The sequence below is a fragment of the Dactylosporangium siamense genome, assembly GCF_016862795.1.
GTDB lineage: Bacteria > Actinomycetota > Actinomycetes > Mycobacteriales > Micromonosporaceae > Dactylosporangium > Dactylosporangium siamense.
Genome location: NZ_BONQ01000060.1, coordinates 77,481 through 93,347, shown reverse-complemented (window position 1 = coordinate 93,347; position 15,867 = coordinate 77,481). Strand labels below are relative to the sequence as shown.

The window sequence follows — 15,867 nt, the reverse complement described above, 5'->3', positions numbered from 1 at the left end:
GTGAGCTCAGCCCCAGCCGTCCGTGCGCCCGTCGTTCGGGTGACCGCCGACGCCGCACCAGAGGGTCACTTCGGCGTGATCGTCCTGTTGGCTGACGTCGATCGGCCCCTGTCCCGCCGGTGGCGATCCGGTCTTTACCTCGCCCCCACACCCACTCGGGATGCTCGGCGATCCACGGCCACCGCTCGCGCGGTCGTGGTGGAGCCGGCGGAGCAGCGAGCGACTCCCCCGACCATCTCGCCATCAATGAAGGCCGCTGGACCTTCCAGTTGGAGATCGACCGTTACACGAACGATTACGTTGCCAACGCCCCTGTCAATGGCCATGCCAGGCTTCTCCCGGGATGGCGGACAGCACCCAGTCGCGGGACCACGTTTCGGTGAGCACCTTGCCCATTTCGTCGTCCTCGATCGCCTCCACGTACGGCACCCGGTCGGGGTGACGGACGGCCACCCGAGCCCGCTTCACCAGGGGCGCTCCCCAGGGTTCGATCGCGTTGGCCAGGACACCGTCAACAACCAGCGACGGGTAGTCCGGCGAGTGCCAAAGGCTGCGAACGCGGTCGAAGTCCTCCCTGGTCATGAGGCAAAGCCACGTGCCGTAGGTGATCTGGTAGCCCTCGGTAAGGCGAACCGGCAGCAGCACGCGGACGAAGACTCCAACGCCGTCCGCCCCCACCATGTCGCCGCTATCGCTGATGCGTGCCGGGCGCTCTGCCTCGGGAATCGCGAACAGCGGATCTGGCAGCTTGAAGCGGAAATCGAGGTCGGTGCCTTCGACCCGCTGGTGGCAGTACGAGCAGACGAGTTGCGGTACTGCGGTCATGGTCGACATTCTGCCCTGACCGTCGTGCGTGCCTGTCGCCTGCCCGCGGGCGGGCCGACCCAGCGTCCGTTGTGGGCCGGTGCCTCGTCGCCTCCGGCGGGCAGGGCTACTCGCCGCGACCCGGGAAGCCTGTTCGGGTCCGAAGCAGGTTGCGGAAGCAACCGACGAAGAGCAGCCCGCAGGCCGTCCAAGTTGATCTACGTCGGGCCGTCCCTGGGCCGTCGGGGTCGTCACCGGGCCGTCAAACGACGCCCAGCATTGACCGACGTCGACCAGTACCGACGTTCGAGACACCAGGTCAGACGCCACCAGCAGGGCCACGACAAGCAGGCAACGGACGAGTCGACCTGTACGCCGGGTTCTGTCCCCGCCTGTGGGCGGGGGGCGGCCATCCATCTCGGCCTACCGTTGCCGGCAGGCTCTAGCGGTCTACCCGCAGGCTCGGGCGGGCAGCCCTCGAACGCCTGCGTCTGACCTTGCTCCGGGTGGGGTTTACCTAGCCGCCCCGGTCACCCGGGGCGCTGGTGGGCTCTTACCCCACCGTTTCACCCTTACCCGGCCGTGTGGCCGGGCGGTCTGTTCTCTGTGGCACTGTCCCGCGGGTCGCCCCGGGTTGCCGTTAACAACCACCCTGCCCTCTGGAGCCCGGACGTTCCTCGGCGGCACCGGTGAAGGTGCCGACGCGGCCGCCCGGTCGACTCGTCCGTCGTGCTGACTATCCTAGGCCGGACCATGAACCTTGTAGACATCGCGCTCCTGTCGGGTGCCGGGCTGGCCGCCGGCACGGTCAATGCGATCGCCGGCGGCGGGTCGCTGATCACGTTCCCGGCGCTGATCGCGACCGGGTTGAGCCCGGTGGCGGCGAACGTGACGAACTCCGTGTCGGTGTTCCCCGGATACGTGGCGTCGGTGTACGGCAGCCGCACCGACCTCAAGGATCTGGCGCGGGACAGTTCCAAGAAGACCCTCGTCATGCTCGTCCCCACGTCGGTGGTGGCGGCCGCGCTGGGGTGTGCGCTGCTGCTGGCCACGCCGGCGCGGGCGTTCGACCTGGTGGTGCCGTTCCTGGTGCTGGGGGCGACGACGATCCTGGCGTTCCAGGAGCGGCTGCGGGGGCTGGTCGGGCACCCGCGGGACATGACCGAGCGGCGCCGGACGCTGAGCCTGCACGCGATGGTGTTCGCCGGTTCGCTGTACGGCGGCTACTTCGGCGCGGCGCTCGGCGTGATGCTGGTCGCGGCGCTGGGCCTCGTCCTGGACCAGTCCATGGCCAGGATCAGCGCGTTGAAGAACGTGGTGTCGGCGCTCGGCGGGCTCGTCACGGTGTGCGCGTTCGCGGCGTTCGGGCCGGTCGCCTGGGCGGACGTGCTCGTCGTCGCGCCCACGGCGATGATCGGTGGATACGTGGGCGCCCGCCTCGCCCGCCGGCTGCCGTCGAAGGTGCTGAAGTGGCTGATCGTCGCCTTCGGCACCGGGGTGGGTCTGGTCCTGCTCTACCGTGCGGTGTTCTAAGGAGCCAGGTGCGAGGTGTCGTTCACGGTCCGCACGGCGACCCCGCCGTCGGGCCACGAGTCGACGACCGAGACGCCGGCCGGGTCCAGGTAGAGCCGGTACATGAACGTGTCGCCGGCGGCGAGGGCGTCGCGGAGCAGTGACTTGATCGGGGTCACGTGGCTGACGACGGCGATCTGCTGCCCGGCGTACTGCTGCTGCAGCCGTCGCAGCGCGCGCCGGACGCGGATGGTGACCTGCTGCATCGACTCGCCGCCGGGTGGGGCGACGAGCGGCGAGGCGAGCCAGCGGTCGAGCTCGTTCGGGTAGGCGGCGCGCACCTCGGCGAACGTCATGCCGTCCCACTCGCCGAAGTCGCACTCGACCAGGTCCGGCTCGACGACGGTCTCGAGGCCGCCGAAGACCGTGCCGAGCGCGGCGGCGGTCTCCAGGCAGCGGCGCAGCGGGGAGCTGACGGCGACGGCGAGGTCGGGGGCCAGGGCACGGACCCGGCCGGCGGCCCGGGCGGCCTGATCACGGCCGCTCTCCGAGAGTGGGATGTCGCTGCGACCCGAATAGCGTTTTTCGATGGTGTACGGCGTTTCGCCGTGCCGCACGAGCACCATCCGCAGCGGTGACCCGGTCGTCGGCGGCGCCCACGACCGTGGACCCTCAGCTGGCGCATCGACATCTGACGAGGCACCCACCGCGGAGGCGATGACAGGCGCGGAAGCGCCGGCAGCGGACGAGCCGGCGCCGGACGAGGCCGCCGCAGCGGCCGCGGCGGCCCGGGCCGCCGCACGGCCGGGCGAGTCCGGACCCGCGACCGGCGCGGCCTCGACGGGAGGCACCGCGGCGGCGGGCGGGTCGGGGGCGTCCTTGCCGTCCATGGCGGCGTTGGCGAGCCGGTCGGCGTGCTTGTTGCGCTCCCGGGGGATCCACGAGTAGCGCACCACCCGGAACGCCCGCGCGAGCTGCCCCGCCTGCTCGGCGAGGGGGCGCAGGCCGGGGTGCTTGATCTGCCACCGGCCCGACATCTGCTCGACGACGAGCTTGGAGTCCATGCGGACCTCGACCTCGTCGGCGCCGACCTCAGCGGCGGCGCGCAGGCCTTCGATCAGGCCGGTGTACTCCGCGACGTTGTTGGTGGTGACGCCGAGCCGGCCGAGGCGTTCGGCGAGGACCTCGCCGGTGTCGGAACGCACGACCGCGCCGTAGCCGGCGGGTCCGGGGTTGCCCCTGGACCCACCGTCGGCTTCGATCGTGACCTTCACAGACCGGACTCCGCGGTCCGCACGAGGATGCGCCGGCATTCCTCGCAGCGGACGACCTCGTCGGGGGCGGCGGCCTTGACGCGGGCCCGGTCGCCGCCGGAGAGCTCGATCCGGCAGCCTTCGCAGCGGCCGTGGCGGAGCATGGCGGCGCCGATGCCGCCGCTGCTGTCGCGGATCTTGTCGTAGAGGGTGATGAGGTCGGCCGGGAGGTCGGCGGCGAGGGGCTTGCGGCCTGAGCGGCGGAACTCCTCGTCCTTGGCGAGGCCCGCGAGGGTCTCGTCGCGGCGCTGCTCGGTGGCGGCCCGCACCGACCGGGTCTCGGTGAGGCGGCCGACGATGTCGTCGAGGGTGGCCTGCGCGGTCTCCCGCTCCTCCATCAGCTCCAGCTCGGCGTCCTCGAGCTCGCTCTGGCGCCGGTTGAGCGTGGCGATCTCGTGCTGGAGCGCCTCCAGCTCGCGGGCGGGGCCGGTGCCGGCGTCGAGCCGGACCTGGTCCTTGTCCTTGCGGGCGCGGACCTGCTCGGCGTCGCGCTCGAGGCGGCTGATGTCGCGGTCGAAGTCGTCGACCGCGACCTGGGCGCGCACGCGCTGGTCCTCCATCGTGGACAGTTCGCGGGCCAGCCGGTCGAGCTCGGCGTGCTCGGGCAGCGACTTGCGCTTGTGCGCGAGCTGGGTGAGCGCGATGTCGATCGCCTGCAGGTCGAGCAGGCGCCGCTGAGCCTCTGGGTCAGCCTTCACGAATTACCGTCCTCCAAGAACGTCCACGGTGAGGTGTCCACATCGGACACGATGGTCTGCAGGCCGGTCTCGCGTCGCAGGAATGCCGCGACGTCGTCGAGCCAGGGCCGCTCGGACGCCCAGTGCGAGACGTCGAGCAGCACGGGCCCGCCGGCCGCGAGGTGCTCGTGTGCCGGATGGTGGCGCAGATCCGAGGTCAAGTATGCGTCAACACCCGCGCGCGCGGCGTCGGCCAGGAACGCGTCGCCGGCACCACCGGACACGGCAACCGTGCGGATGGTGGTGTCGGCGGGACCTGCCACCCGTACCCCACCCACCGACGAGGACACGAGCTTCGCCAGGTCTGCCAGTGCCATCGGAGCTGGCAGGCGTCCGATCCGGCCGTGGCCACGGCCGGTGTCGGCGATCGGCACGAGGGGGCGCACGTCGAGCAGGCCGAGGCGGGCGGCGAGCGCGTCGGAGACGCCCGGGTCGGCCACGTCGCCGTTGGTGTGCGCGGTGTGCAGGGCGATGCCCGCCCGGATCAGCTGATGGACGATGCGGCCCTTGTACGTGGTGGGCGCGACGCTGGACACGCCGCGCAGCAGCAGTGGGTGGTGGGTGAACATGAATTCCGCCCCCGCCTCGACGGCCTCCGCGACGGTCCGCGGGTCGCAGTCGACGGCGAGGAGGACCCTGGTGACCTCGGCGGTCGGCTCACCGAGGGTGAGGCCGACCCGGTCCCAGCTCTCGGCCCAGGAGGGCGGGTAGCGCTGCTCGAGCAGTTCGACGAGTTCGGCGACAAGCACGGCGCGACGTTACTCCACGTCCTCCCGTGCCGTCTGCCGGTCGAGCGCGTCGACGGGCAGGTGCCACGGGAACGTGTCGACGATCCGCTCGCCGGTGCCGGGCGGGTGCAGCGGCAGCACGTCCGGGCCGTAGAGGACGGTGACGCCCCAGGAGCGCAGCTTCTCCACGGATTCGCCGAACGCCGGGTGGCGGGCCATGGCGGCGTTGGTGAACGGCACCGCGACGATCGGCAGGCCCATGCCGAGGCCCTCGACGAGCAGGCCGAGGGCCAGGGTGTCGGCGATGCCGGCGGCCCACTTGTTGATCGTGTTGACGGTTGCCGGGGCGACGATCATCGCCTCGGCCTGCGGGAGGATGTCGGGGTCGCCCGGGTACTTGTACCGGTGCCGGACGGGGTGTCCGGTCTGGGCGACGAGGCGGGGGATGTCGAGCCACTTCAGGGCGTCCGGCGTGGCGACCACGCAGACCTCCCAGCCTTTCGCCTGGGCGAGCGACACGAGCTTGCTGGCATCCTGCGTGACGGGCGATCCGCACATCACGGCGTATAGGACATGACCGGCCATGCGGGCATTGTGCTACCTGGCTTCTACACCCCGACGCTCATGTGCTCGGCGAGTTCCGCGACGGGCGCCGACGGCGTACCGCGGGTGCGTCGCAGCACGTCGCTGAGCACCTCCCGGGCCAGGGGACGGCAGCGGATCTCCGACGGGGCGAGCCGGTCGCCCTCCAGGAGCATCTCGCTGGCCAGGTCGATGTCGCCGAGCATCGCGTGGGCGCGGGCCTGGTCGAGGTAGTGGTGCGCGCGGCGCTCCGGCAGCAGCGTGTGGAACGCGTCCAGGTCCAGGGCCTCGTGCACCTCGACCGCGACCCGACCCTCGCCGAGCTCGACGGCGGCTGCGGCGCGGTGCAGCTGCACGTTGGTCGGCCCGAAGCAGGACCAGTAGTAGTTGTGGTCGCCGTCGAGTCCCCTGGCCGCGTCCTCGGCGCCGTGCAGCAGGTCCCGGACGGTGGCGCCGTCGCCGATGCGGGCGGCGGCCATCGCGCCCTGCAGCAGCAGCATGCCGTAGACCGACATGCGCTCGGGTGCGCAGTCGTTGCCGTTGGTGCCGGGGGCGAGCCGGTTGGCGATGTTGACGTTGATCTCCAGGGCCGGGCGGGACCGGCCGAGGGCGAGCAGCGCCGAGGCGACGCGGGTGGTGGCGGTGCCGGCCAGCAGCTGGTCGCCGGCGCGCTGGGACACCGCGATCGAGCGGTCGGCGGCGAGCCAGGCCAGCTCGTGCTCGCCGAGCTTGCGCAGCGCCGACGACGCGATCTGGTACACCTGCCCGAGCAGGTGGGCGGACTCGCGGCCCGGCCCGTCGCCGGCGTAGGCGGTGTCGGCGGCCTGGGCCTCCCGCAGCAGGCGCGGCAGGGTGCGGGCGAGCATGCCGTACTTGGCGTGCTGGTAGCTCAGCCACGCGTGGGTGACGGCCTTGCGCATCTCGGCCAGGGGCGGGGGCTCCGGCGGCGCGTAGAAGAAGGCGCTGATCTGGTCGTAGCGCTCCAGGGCGGCCCGGATCTCCTCGACCTCGACCTGGTCGACGCAGTTGACGCTGTCGGGGCGCCGCTCCGGGTCCTTGCCGAGCAGGATCTGCACGTCCAGCTGGAGCACGTCGGCGATCTCGTAGACCACCGAGAACTTGTCCAGCCGGCGCACGCCGCGTTCGACCTTGTCGACCCAGCTCTTCGACTTCCCGAGCCGGTCCGCGAAGACCTGCTGGGACATCTTGCGCCGGTTTCGCCAGTAGGCCACGCGCCGGCCGATCGGCAGCTCATCCACGCCGCTCACCTCCGGAGGTCACCCGCTCGGTCGACATCGCACCTTTTGTGCGGTTCGTCCGGCGTTCCCGCTCATACGTTCCGATGTGCAAGTTGCAGCCCCCGTCGCCATTGCCAACGACGCACAGGACGTCCGGTGACGCGACGTGGTGCTGTGGGCACTTTCGAGTGATCTCCCCTGCTAGGAGGAGCACATGCGGTCCTGGGAACGCGCCAAGCTGCGAAAAGCGGCGGTCCGGTACGTCGAGCACGGGTGGCACGTCCTGCCCGGCGCCTACCTGGTCGGCCAGCACGCCGGCCGGCACGCCAAGGAGCGCCGCTTCGACTGCGGCGAGGCCGGCTGCCGCACCGTGGCGTGCCACCCGACGGCCTACACGCCGAGCCGCTCGCCGGCGCTCGTCGCCGAGTGGTGGCGGGTCCATCCGTACACGGTGCTGTTCCCCACCGGGCACGCCTTCGACGTGCTCGAGGTCTCCGCGGCGCTGGGCCGCGCGGCGCTGCTGGGCGACGGCTTCGTCGCGGCACGGGGACCGGTCGCCGTCGCGCAGCAGAAGGGCCTGACGGACCGCTGGTTCTTCCTGGTGCTGCCCGGGCACGGCCTGCTGCCGGAGCTCGCCCAGCAGCCCGACGTGGTGCTGCACGGGCAGGGCTCCTGGATCCCGGCGCCGCCGAGCCCGCAGTTCGGCGGGCGGGTCCGCTGGGAGCTGTCCCCGGAGACGCACGGCTGGCGGCCGGCGGAGCCCTACGCCGTGCAGGCGCTGATGCTCGACGCCATCGGGGCCGGCCCACTCGCGGCCGCAGGGCCGAGGGCCACCTGGCGCACCGCGGCGTAGGCCGGGCAGTTCCGCACAAGCCGGCGGCCGGTCCTCTCGGGGGGACCGGCCGTCGCCGTGTGCGCGCACCGCACCAACCGAGCGGCCATGGTGCCGGGGCGCGCTAGGCGTCGGAAAAGATTCACGTGCAGAATTCATGCCGATGCACAACGTAGCGCTGGTGTAGCCCTAAGTCGACCCTTGTAACTCGGGAGGGTTACTCAACGAGCACGGAACTACCTACTCATCGTTGAGTGTTGATCTACTGAATTGATCAGTAACTGACCAAGACGTCGATGGTCGTCACTACCCGGAGGACGCCCTCGGCGGCCTTCCGGTCGGGCACCTCGGTCGGCTCGGCGGCCGGGTCGATCCGGACGATCCGGCCCCCCTCGGGCAGCCGGACACCGCGGGCGGCGAGCAGTGCCGTCAGCGCACCGTAGATGAACCGCTCCACCTGGTCGGCCTCGGCCCACGCCTGCAGCCCGATCCGCCAGCGCACCTGCCGGGCCCAGGGCAGTCTCGAGCGGGCCGGCTCCCCCACCGCCTCCACGAGCAGCACCGGCAGGTTTCCGGTCAGGTCGTCGGGGCGCTCGGTGACCAGGGTCGCGCCGGACAGGTGGTGCTGAGCGCGCAGGTACGCCACGACGAGCCCGACCGCGTCCGGCTGCGCCACGGCGGTCACCGCCCGCCCGACCAGGCGCCCGACCTCACGCGTCCCGCCCCCCGCCCTCGCCGCTGTCACTCGCCGCCGCCCTGTCGAGGACAACGGAGTCCGCACCGTCAGGTCGCGGTACCACAGATACATTTCATGTTCCCTGAAGAAAGGATTCACCGGTGATCGGAGAAACGGTGCGTCCCGTTGCATGGTTCGACAATTCTCGACCGCGGGCTGTCAGCACCTCGACATCACGTCGGCTTGCGCTGTCGCAGGCCGACCTGCTCCAGGCTACCTACCAGGGAAGATCCCTTGTGCGTGCAACGCCGGATTGCTCGACAATGATGTTCTTTGCGCCATACATCGGCGCCCTCCGATCGGCGTGAGATCACCGATCGGAGGGCGCCTGGATGCGGATCAGCTGAAGCGGACTCCCTCGTCGCGGCGGTACGCCCAGGCCGCCAAGGCCGCCGCCGCGACCGTCCAGACGGCCAGCGCGACCATCGAGGTGGTCGATACCTCGAAATCGCCGACGGCCGCCCAGACCAGCTCGACGGCGCCGCGGGTCGGCAGGTACGGGGCGATCGTCTCGACGAACCCCGGCGCGTCGCCCGGCGCGGACAGCAGCCCGCCGCCGAACGCCAGGGGGAAGAAGATGATCTGCGCGACCGCCAGGGCGGCCTTGGTCGGCAGGGCGTAGCCGATCGCCAGGCCCATGAACGTGAACGGCAGCGCGCTGAGCACCACGGCGCCGAGCGCGAGCAGCAGCTGCCAGGGCGACGCCGTGGCCGCGGTGAGCGCCGCGCCGATGATCACCACCGGGATCAGCGAGATGAACATGAACGTCAGCCCGGACAGCACCCGGCCGGCGAACGCGGCGGCGGGGCCGGCCGGCAGGGTCCGGCTGAACGGATCCCACGGCTGGGCGCGGTCCTCGGCGACGCCGACCCCGTAGGTGAACAGGGAGCTGGTCATGACCGCGAACATGACCATCGACGCGGTGGCGTAGGTGGCGCCGACGGCGTCGTCGCCGGCGAACGGCACGACGAAGAACAGCATCGACGCGGCCGGGAAGAACGCCCCGCCGACGACAGCGACGGGGATGCGGAGGGTCTCCAGGATGCGGAACCGGGCGTGCGTGAGCGCCAGTGACATGGGTCAGGATCCCGTCTTCGCGGTGGTGAGCGTCAGGAACGCCTCTTCGAGGGTGGTCGGCTGCACCTGCAGCCCGCGGAACGGCACGTTCATCGCGACGAGGTCCCGCACGAGCTGATCCGGGTCCGGGGTGAGCAGGGAGGTGCGGCCGGCGGCCTCCTCCACGCCGACGACGCCGGGCAGCTCGGGCAGCGTGATCGTGTCGAGGCTGACCCGGTGGATGCCGACCATGCCGCGGATCGACTCGACGGTGTCGTCGGCGAGGACCCGGCCGCCGCCGATGACCACGACCCGGTCGGCGAGGGCCTCGATCTCCTCCAGGTAATGGCTGGTCAGCACGACCGTGCCGGTGCGCCCGTAGTCCTTGATGTAGGTCCACAGGTCGCGCCGGGCCTGCACGTCCAGCCCGGTCGTCGGCTCGTCCAGGAAGACGAGCTCGGGGCGGCCGACGAAGGCCAGCGCGACGGCCAGGCGCCGCTTCTGCCCGCCGGACAGCCCGCCGGTCTGCCGCCGGGCCACCTCGGCCAGGCCGAAGTCCTCCAGGAGCGCACCGGCCGGGACCGGGTCGGCGAAGTGGGCGGCGACGAACGCAACGCACTCGCTGACCCGCAGCGTCGCGGGCAGGCCGGTCTCCTGCGGGGTCACCCCGATCCGGCGGCGGCTGGCCGGGTCGCGGGGGTCGCCGCCGAAGAGCTCGACGGCGCCGCTCGTCGGCTTGCGCAGGCCGACGAGCAGGTTGATGAGCGTCGACTTGCCGGCACCGTTGGGGCCCAGCAGGCCGACCACGCCGCCGGCGGGGATGTCGAGGCTGACCCCGTCCAGGGCGGTCCGGTCGCCGTAGCGGCGGGTGACGTCGATGGTGCGGGCGAGCGGCATCAGGACTCCTTGGAGGGGTCGAGCAGGGCCCGGACGGCGGCGGTGTAGTCGTCGAACGCGACCCTGCCGCGGGCGCTCAGCGCGGCCGTGGTGGTCGGGGTCCGGCCGCGGAAGGACTTGGCGACGTCGACGTAGCCCGCCTGTTCGAGCTTGGTGAGGTGCACCGACAGATTGCCGGCGGTCATGTCGAGGATCTGCTGGAGCCGGGGGAAGGTCATCCGGTCCCCGTCGGGCAGCCCGGACAGGGCGGCCATGATGCGCAGTCTCGCCTGGGCGTGGATCACGGGGTCGAGGTCAGCCACGCCGGCGCCGTTCCCGCATCGCGAGCGTGAGCCCCAGCGCGATCAGGCCTCCCCCGCCGCCCGCCGAGATCAGCAGCGAGTGCCAACCGGGGCCGAGCGCGACGCCGGCGATGTTGATGACGGTCAGCCAGGCACCGAGGACGAACATGTCGCGCGACAGCCAGATGGCGGAGCCGGCCAGGTACATGACGGCGACGGTGCCCACGGAGACGCACGCCCACAGCAGGCCCTGCTCGTCGGCGGGCAGGTACCTGACGAAGCGCCCGGTGGTGGAGCCGACCCCGGCGAACGCGAGGAACCAGGCGAGACCGTAGGCCGTGCCCTGCCACGACGAGCGTCCCTGCACGCCGCGCCCGCGCCGGGCGGAGACGACCATCGTGCTCGTCATCGCCAGGACCATCAGCGCGAAGAGGGTGACCAGCGGCAGCCAGTCCGGCAGGGGGACGAAGATCCGGCCACCCGGCCCGTACCGCAGGAACAGCAGCCCGTAGCCGATCAGCCAGGCCACTCCCCAGGGCAGGTAGTAGGCCAGGGGGTTGATCGCGACGGTGTCGGCGACCGCCGCCTGCTCCTGCCGGATGAGCGCGAGGGACTCGGCGGGTGAGGCGGGTGGCGCGTCGTCGTCGACCGGGGTCATGCAAACAACTTTAAGCCATAAACCTCTTTACCAAAAGAGAGGGGCCTTCCGGCCCCTCGCTTCTGTCGCCTACCGCCGTCCTACGAGTCGCCGCCGGTCTCGCCGACCGGGGCGGCGTTGACGTCGTCGATCGCGTACTTCTTCGCCGCCTCGGCCGGGGCCGCGGCCGGGACCTCGCCACGGCGGGCGAGCTGGCGCAGCGTGGCGACCACGATCGACTCGGCGTCGACGTGGAAGTGCCGGCGCAGCGCGTGCCGGGTGTCGGACAGGCCGAAGCCGTCGGTGCCGAGCGACGTGTAGTCGTTGGGCACCCAGCGGGAGATCAGGTCCGGCACGGCCCGCATGAAGTCGGAGACCGCGATGACCGGGCCCTGCGTGCCCTCGAGGGCCCTGGTGATGTGCGGCACGCGGGGCTCGTCGGCCGGGTGCAGCAGGTTGTGCTCCTCCGCGACGACCGCGTCGCGGCGCAGCTCGGTCCAGGACGTCGCGGACCACACGTCGGCGGCCACCCCCCACTCCTCGGCCAGGAGCTTCTGCGCCTTCAGCGCCCACTGCATGCCCGTGCCGGAGGCGAGGATCTGCGCCTTCGGGCCGTCCTGCACCGTCGCGGGCAGGTAGCGGTAGAGCCCCCTGAGCAGCCCGTCGACGTCGAGGTCCGCGGGCTCGGCCGGCTGGAAGATCGGCTCGTTGTAGACCGTCAGGTAGTAGATGAGGTCCTCGGGCTGCTCGCCGTACATCCGGTTGACCGCGGCCTCGGTGATGTGCGCGATCTCGTAGCCGAACGCCGGGTCGTAGGCGACCACGGCCGGGTTCGTCGCCGCGATGAGCAGCGAGTGACCGTCCTCGTGCTGCAGGCCCTCACCGTTGAGCGTGGTCCGCCCGGCGGTGGCACCGAGCAGGAACCCGCGCGACATCTGGTCGGCGGCCGCCCAGATGCCGTCCGCGGTGCGCTGGAAGCCGAACATGGAGTAGAAGATGTAGACCGGGATGATCGGCTCGCCGTGGGTGGCGTAGCTGGTCGCGGCGGCCGTGAACGACGCCACCGAGCCGGCCTCGTTGATCCCCTCGTGCAGGATCTGCCCGTTGGTGGACTCGCGGTAGCTCAGGAACAGCTCCCGGTCGACGGGCGTGTAGTTCTGCCCGTGCGGCGAGTAGATCTTCGCGGTCGGGAAGAGCGAGTCCATGCCGAACGTGCGGGCCTCGTCGGGGATGACCGGCACCCAGCGCCGGCCCATGCCCTTGTCCCGCATCAGGTCCTTGAGCATGCGGACGAACGCCATGGTGGTGGCGACCTTCTGCTTGCCGGAGCCGCGCTTGATGTCGCCGTAGACCGACGACTGGGGCAGCGGCAGCGGCACGTGGGTGGTGCGCCGGTTGGGCACCGGACCGCCCAGCTGCGCCCGGCGCTCCCGCATGTACTGCATCTCGTCGGACTTCTCGTCGGGCCGGTAGTACGGCACCGCGTACGGGTTGTCGCCGATCGCGCTGTCGGGGATGTCGAGGTACAGCCGGTCGCGGAAGTCCTTGACGTCCTGCAGGGTCAGCTTCTTCATCTGGTGCGTCGCGTTGCGGCCCTCGAAGTGCGAGCCGAGGGTCCAGCCCTTGATCGTCTTGGCCAGGATGACCGTCGGCTGGCCGGTGTGCTCGGTGGCCGCCTTGTACGCCGCGTACAGCTTGCGGTAGTCGTGGCCACCGCGCTTGAGCTGCCAGATCTCGTCGTCGGAGAGGTGCTCGACCATCTTGCGGGTGCGCGGGTCACGGCCGAAGAAGTGCTCCCGGACGTATGCGCCCGACTCGGCCTTGTAGGTCTGGTAGTCGCCGTCGGGGGTCTTGTTCATCAGGTTGACCAGCGCGCCGTCGGTGTCGGCGGCGAGCAGCGGGTCCCACTCCCGACCCCAGACGACCTTGATCACGTTCCACCCGGCGCCACGGAAGAACGCCTCGAGCTCCTGCATGACCTTGCCGTTGCCGCGCACCGGACCGTCGAGGCGCTGCAGGTTGCAGTTGATGACGAACGTGAGGTTGTCCAGCTCCTCGCGGGCCGCGACGCCGATCGCGCCGATCGACTCCGGCTCGTCCATCTCACCGTCGCCGAGGAACGCCCATACGTGCTGGTCGCTGGTGTCCTTGAAGCCGCGGTTGTGCAGGTAGCGGTTGAACCGCGCCTGGTAGATCGCGTTGATGCCGCCCAGACCCATCGAGACGGTCGGGAACTCCCAGAAGTTCGGCATCAGCCGCGGGTGCGGGTAGCTGGGCAGGCCGCCGCCCATGCCGCGGTGCGACAGCTCCTGGCGGAACCCGTCGAGCTGCTGCTCGCTGAGGCGGCCCTCCATGAACGCCCGCGCGTACATGCCCGGCGAGGCGTGCCCCTGGAAGAAGATCTGGTCGCCGCCGCCCGGGTGGTCCTTGCCGCGGAAGAAGTGGTTGAAGCCCACCTCGTAGAGGCTGGCGGCGCTGGCGAAGGTCGAGATGTGACCGCCGACGCCGACGTCGGGGCGCTGGGCGCGCTGCACCAGCATCGCCGCGTTCCACCGGATGTAGGCGCGGATCCGCCGCTCCACGTGCTCGTCGCCGGGGAACCAGGGCTCACGCTCCGGCGCGATCGTGTTGATGTAGTCGGTGGTGGTGAGCGGCGGCACGCCGACCTGTCGCTCCCGCGCGCGCTCCAGCAGGCGCAGCATCACGTAGCGGGCGCGCTTCGTGCCGCGCTCGTCGATCACTCCGTCCAGCGACTCGACCCACTCGGTGGTCTCCTCCGGGTCGATGTCCGGCAGTTGACTCGGCAGGCCGTCGCTGATCACTGGGCGCTTGCGTTCGGTGGACACAGGCGTTCCTTCTAGGTGTAGGACCGGCCGCGCCGTTGGTAGGACCGCGGTGGCCGGTCGGGATGGCCTCGGGGTGTGCGTGTTGAGGCAATGTGTGAGCCCATGTCCCATCCTGCCTGCCCCCAGTGCAATCCGTCACGTCTACGGGGCGTCAACTGCGACGCGCGACACGATACCGGCGGGTAACTTCTGGGTGACAAAACCGCGACTGAGCGATCATCACGACGACCGGGGTCGGCTACGGTCCGGCCGTGTCCGACAACTCTGCCTGGTGGCTGCTGATCCCGATCCTCTGCGTCGGGGGCTCGATCCTCACCGTGGTCCTCACCATCGTATTCGTCGTGCGCCGGACCGTCCGCGGCGCCGTGAGGTCCACCTTCACCAATGCCTCCTCCCGCCCGGGCGGCGGACACGGCGCACCGTCGGACTCCGCCCCGTTCGGACCCGACTGGACCCCGGACGGCGGTTTCAGCAGCTCGTCCGGCTCTTCCGGCGGCCACCACTCCTCGCACGGCGGGCACGTGCACGGCTGGGGGCACGACATGGGCCACCACCACTCCTCGCACGACTCCGGCTCGTCGTGGTCCTCCTCCGACTCAGGCTCCTCCTCGTCGGACTCCGGTTCGTCCTACTCGTCGGACTCGGGGTCGTCCTCCTCGTCGGACTCGGGGTCGTCGTCGTCCTCCAGCGACTGACAGACTGGGGTCCATGCACTCCGAGGTCATCACCGTGCGCACCGGCTCCCGGCCCGTGGTGCGCGACATCACCGACGAGGCATCGCGGTTCGTGACCTCGCACGCGCCGGACGGCGACGGGCTGCTGCACGTGTTCGTCCCGCACGCCACCGCCGGGATCGCGATCATCGAGACCGGCGCCGGCAGCGACGACGACCTGCTCACGGCCCTGGACGACGTGCTGCCGACCGACGACCGCTGGCGGCACCGGCACGGCTCACCCGGCCACGGCCGGGACCACGTGATGCCGGCGTTCGTGGCGCCGTACGCGACGCTGCCGGTCATCGGCGGGCGCATCGCGCTGGGCACCTGGCAGTCGATCTGCCTGGTCGACCCCAACGGCGACAACGCCACCCGCCAGGTCCGCTTCAGCTTCCTGCGCGGATGAACCGCGTTTCTGCCGGGCGTCCCGGCCATCAGGCGGGAGGATCACAGGCGTGATCGAGCGTCGCGTCGCCGTCGTCTTCCTCGTCGACCCGCAGGGGCGGGTCCTGATGCAGCACCGCGACTCCCACGCGAAGGTCTCCCCCAACCAGTGGGCGATGCCCGGCGGCAAGATCGAAGAAGGGGAGACCCCGGAGGAGGCCGCCCGCCGTGAGGTGTGGGAGGAGACCGGACTCACCGTCACCGTGCTCGAACACTACGTGACCAGCACCCGACCGTCGGTGACCACCGCCGACGGCCTCGTGGAGATGCACGTGTACTCCGCGCCCACCGACGCCACCCAGGACGAGATCGTCCTCGGCGAGGGTCAGGCAATGGTGTTCCTCACACCTGAGGAGGCACTCGCCCGGGACCTCGGCGTCACCGCGGCGCTTCTGGTGCCGAGCTTCCTGGCGTCTTCGCAGTACAGGGCCCTCGCGGAACGCGACAGGCGGTAGCGGCCGGGACACCCCGCGCCGCATCGGACTGGCAACCGAAGACCAATTTCGGC

General features: G+C 71.1%; 17 protein-coding genes and 1 other RNA gene. 5 read left to right on the top strand and 13 right to left on the bottom strand.

Annotated elements, in window-relative coordinates; all coding sequences use genetic code 11:
- Window positions 1-315: 315 nt before the first annotated feature.
- Both Dsi01nite_RS20725 and rnpB read right to left on the bottom strand, forming a co-directional pair.
- Window positions 316-825, bottom strand: coding sequence for a DUF2199 domain-containing protein (locus Dsi01nite_RS20725; protein WP_203847852.1), 510 nt, complete (start codon window positions 823-825; stop codon window positions 316-318).
- Between the two features lie 334 nt (window positions 826-1,159).
- Window positions 1,160-1,527, bottom strand: an RNA gene (rnpB, locus tag Dsi01nite_RS20720) — RNase P RNA component class A.
- Window positions 1,528-1,557: 30 nt separating this feature from the next.
- Here rnpB and Dsi01nite_RS20715 point away from each other — a divergent pair.
- Window positions 1,558-2,337, top strand: a complete 780-nt coding sequence (locus Dsi01nite_RS20715; RefSeq protein ID WP_203847851.1) for a sulfite exporter TauE/SafE family protein — start codon at window positions 1,558-1,560, stop codon at window positions 2,335-2,337.
- On the opposite strand, the gene Dsi01nite_RS20710 is transcribed toward Dsi01nite_RS20715, so the two are convergent.
- The 5 genes from Dsi01nite_RS20710 to Dsi01nite_RS20690 are packed head-to-tail and all read right to left on the bottom strand — an operon-like array spanning window position 2,334 to window position 6,935.
- Entirely contained in the window at window positions 2,334-3,590 is a 1,257-nt protein-coding gene (locus Dsi01nite_RS20710) for a bifunctional RNase H/acid phosphatase (protein ID WP_373318799.1), read from the bottom strand. The two genes, Dsi01nite_RS20715 and Dsi01nite_RS20710, sit on opposite strands and share 4 nt — an antisense overlap.
- Entirely contained in the window at window positions 3,587-4,327 is a 741-nt protein-coding gene (locus Dsi01nite_RS20705; RefSeq protein ID WP_203847849.1) for a zinc ribbon domain-containing protein, read from the bottom strand. Before Dsi01nite_RS20705 ends, Dsi01nite_RS20710 begins: the two co-directional genes overlap by 4 nt.
- Window positions 4,324-5,115, bottom strand: coding sequence for a Nif3-like dinuclear metal center hexameric protein (locus Dsi01nite_RS20700; protein ID WP_203847848.1), 792 nt, complete (start codon window positions 5,113-5,115; stop codon window positions 4,324-4,326). Before Dsi01nite_RS20700 ends, Dsi01nite_RS20705 begins: the two co-directional genes overlap by 4 nt.
- A 9-nt stretch (window positions 5,116-5,124) precedes the next feature.
- Window positions 5,125-5,679, bottom strand: a complete 555-nt coding sequence (locus Dsi01nite_RS20695; RefSeq protein ID WP_203847847.1) for a flavoprotein — start codon at window positions 5,677-5,679, stop codon at window positions 5,125-5,127.
- 23 nt (window positions 5,680-5,702) lie between these two features.
- On the bottom strand, window positions 5,703-6,935 hold the full coding sequence (locus Dsi01nite_RS20690) for a helix-turn-helix domain-containing protein (protein ID WP_203847846.1): 1,233 nt from the start codon (window positions 6,933-6,935) through the stop codon (window positions 5,703-5,705).
- Between the two features lie 193 nt (window positions 6,936-7,128).
- Here Dsi01nite_RS20690 and Dsi01nite_RS20685 point away from each other — a divergent pair, with 193 nt between their 5' ends.
- Complete coding sequence (locus Dsi01nite_RS20685; protein ID WP_203847845.1) at window positions 7,129-7,767, top strand: bifunctional DNA primase/polymerase; 639 nt, start codon at window positions 7,129-7,131, stop codon at window positions 7,765-7,767.
- A gap of 253 nt (window positions 7,768-8,020) precedes the next feature.
- On the opposite strand, the gene Dsi01nite_RS20680 is transcribed toward Dsi01nite_RS20685, so the two are convergent.
- From Dsi01nite_RS20680 to aceE, 6 genes are all read right to left on the bottom strand, one after another.
- Complete coding sequence (locus tag Dsi01nite_RS20680; RefSeq protein ID WP_203847844.1) at window positions 8,021-8,422, bottom strand: hypothetical protein; 402 nt, start codon at window positions 8,420-8,422, stop codon at window positions 8,021-8,023.
- 399 nt (window positions 8,423-8,821) lie between these two features.
- Complete coding sequence (locus Dsi01nite_RS20675) at window positions 8,822-9,559, bottom strand: ABC transporter permease (RefSeq protein WP_203847843.1); 738 nt, start codon at window positions 9,557-9,559, stop codon at window positions 8,822-8,824.
- Window positions 9,560-9,562: 3 nt separating this feature from the next.
- Window positions 9,563-10,435 carry an ABC transporter ATP-binding protein gene (locus Dsi01nite_RS20670; RefSeq protein ID WP_203847842.1) on the bottom strand — a complete coding sequence of 291 codons (873 nt, stop codon included), beginning with the start codon at window positions 10,433-10,435 and terminating at the stop codon, window positions 9,563-9,565.
- Window positions 10,435-10,737 carry a transcriptional regulator gene (locus tag Dsi01nite_RS20665; RefSeq protein WP_203847841.1) on the bottom strand — a complete coding sequence of 101 codons (303 nt, stop codon included), beginning with the start codon at window positions 10,735-10,737 and terminating at the stop codon, window positions 10,435-10,437. Before Dsi01nite_RS20665 ends, Dsi01nite_RS20670 begins: the two co-directional genes overlap by 1 nt.
- Window positions 10,730-11,374 (bottom strand): transporter, encoded by a 645-nt coding sequence (locus tag Dsi01nite_RS20660; RefSeq protein ID WP_203847840.1) that lies wholly within the window; start codon window positions 11,372-11,374, stop codon window positions 10,730-10,732. Before Dsi01nite_RS20660 ends, Dsi01nite_RS20665 begins: the two co-directional genes overlap by 8 nt.
- 80 nt (window positions 11,375-11,454) lie before the next feature.
- Window positions 11,455-14,199: a pyruvate dehydrogenase (acetyl-transferring), homodimeric type gene (gene aceE / locus Dsi01nite_RS20655; protein ID WP_203847839.1), complete on the bottom strand. Its 2,745-nt coding sequence runs from the start codon at window positions 14,197-14,199 to the stop codon at window positions 11,455-11,457.
- A gap of 251 nt (window positions 14,200-14,450) precedes the next feature.
- Between aceE and Dsi01nite_RS20650 the strand changes: the two genes are divergently transcribed.
- The 3 genes from Dsi01nite_RS20650 to Dsi01nite_RS20640 are packed head-to-tail and all read left to right on the top strand — an operon-like array spanning window position 14,451 to window position 15,814.
- On the top strand, window positions 14,451-14,894 hold the full coding sequence (locus Dsi01nite_RS20650; RefSeq protein WP_203847838.1) for a hypothetical protein: 444 nt from the start codon (window positions 14,451-14,453) through the stop codon (window positions 14,892-14,894).
- A gap of 13 nt (window positions 14,895-14,907) precedes the next feature.
- Window positions 14,908-15,321, top strand: coding sequence for a YjbQ family protein (locus tag Dsi01nite_RS20645; protein WP_203847837.1), 414 nt, complete (start codon window positions 14,908-14,910; stop codon window positions 15,319-15,321).
- A gap of 49 nt (window positions 15,322-15,370) precedes the next feature.
- Window positions 15,371-15,814, top strand: a complete 444-nt coding sequence (locus Dsi01nite_RS20640) for an NUDIX hydrolase (protein ID WP_275423402.1) — start codon at window positions 15,371-15,373, stop codon at window positions 15,812-15,814.
- The last annotated feature ends 53 nt before the right edge of the window (window positions 15,815-15,867 follow it).

Coding starts and splice junctions, on each gene's coding strand:
- Dsi01nite_RS20725 (WP_203847852.1), bottom strand. CDS start 825: ATGACCGCAGTACCGCAACTCGTCTGCTCGTACTGCCACCAGCGGGTC.
- Dsi01nite_RS20715 (WP_203847851.1), top strand. CDS start 1,558: ATGAACCTTGTAGACATCGCGCTCCTGTCGGGTGCCGGGCTGGCCGCC.
- Dsi01nite_RS20695 (WP_203847847.1), bottom strand. CDS start 5,679: ATGGCCGGTCATGTCCTATACGCCGTGATGTGCGGATCGCCCGTCACG.
- Dsi01nite_RS20685 (WP_203847845.1), top strand. CDS start 7,129: ATGCGGTCCTGGGAACGCGCCAAGCTGCGAAAAGCGGCGGTCCGGTAC.
- Dsi01nite_RS20675 (WP_203847843.1), bottom strand. CDS start 9,559: ATGTCACTGGCGCTCACGCACGCCCGGTTCCGCATCCTGGAGACCCTC.
- Dsi01nite_RS20670 (WP_203847842.1), bottom strand. CDS start 10,435: ATGCCGCTCGCCCGCACCATCGACGTCACCCGCCGCTACGGCGACCGG.
- Dsi01nite_RS20660 (WP_203847840.1), bottom strand. CDS start 11,374: ATGACCCCGGTCGACGACGACGCGCCACCCGCCTCACCCGCCGAGTCC.
- Dsi01nite_RS20645 (WP_203847837.1), top strand. CDS start 14,908: ATGCACTCCGAGGTCATCACCGTGCGCACCGGCTCCCGGCCCGTGGTG.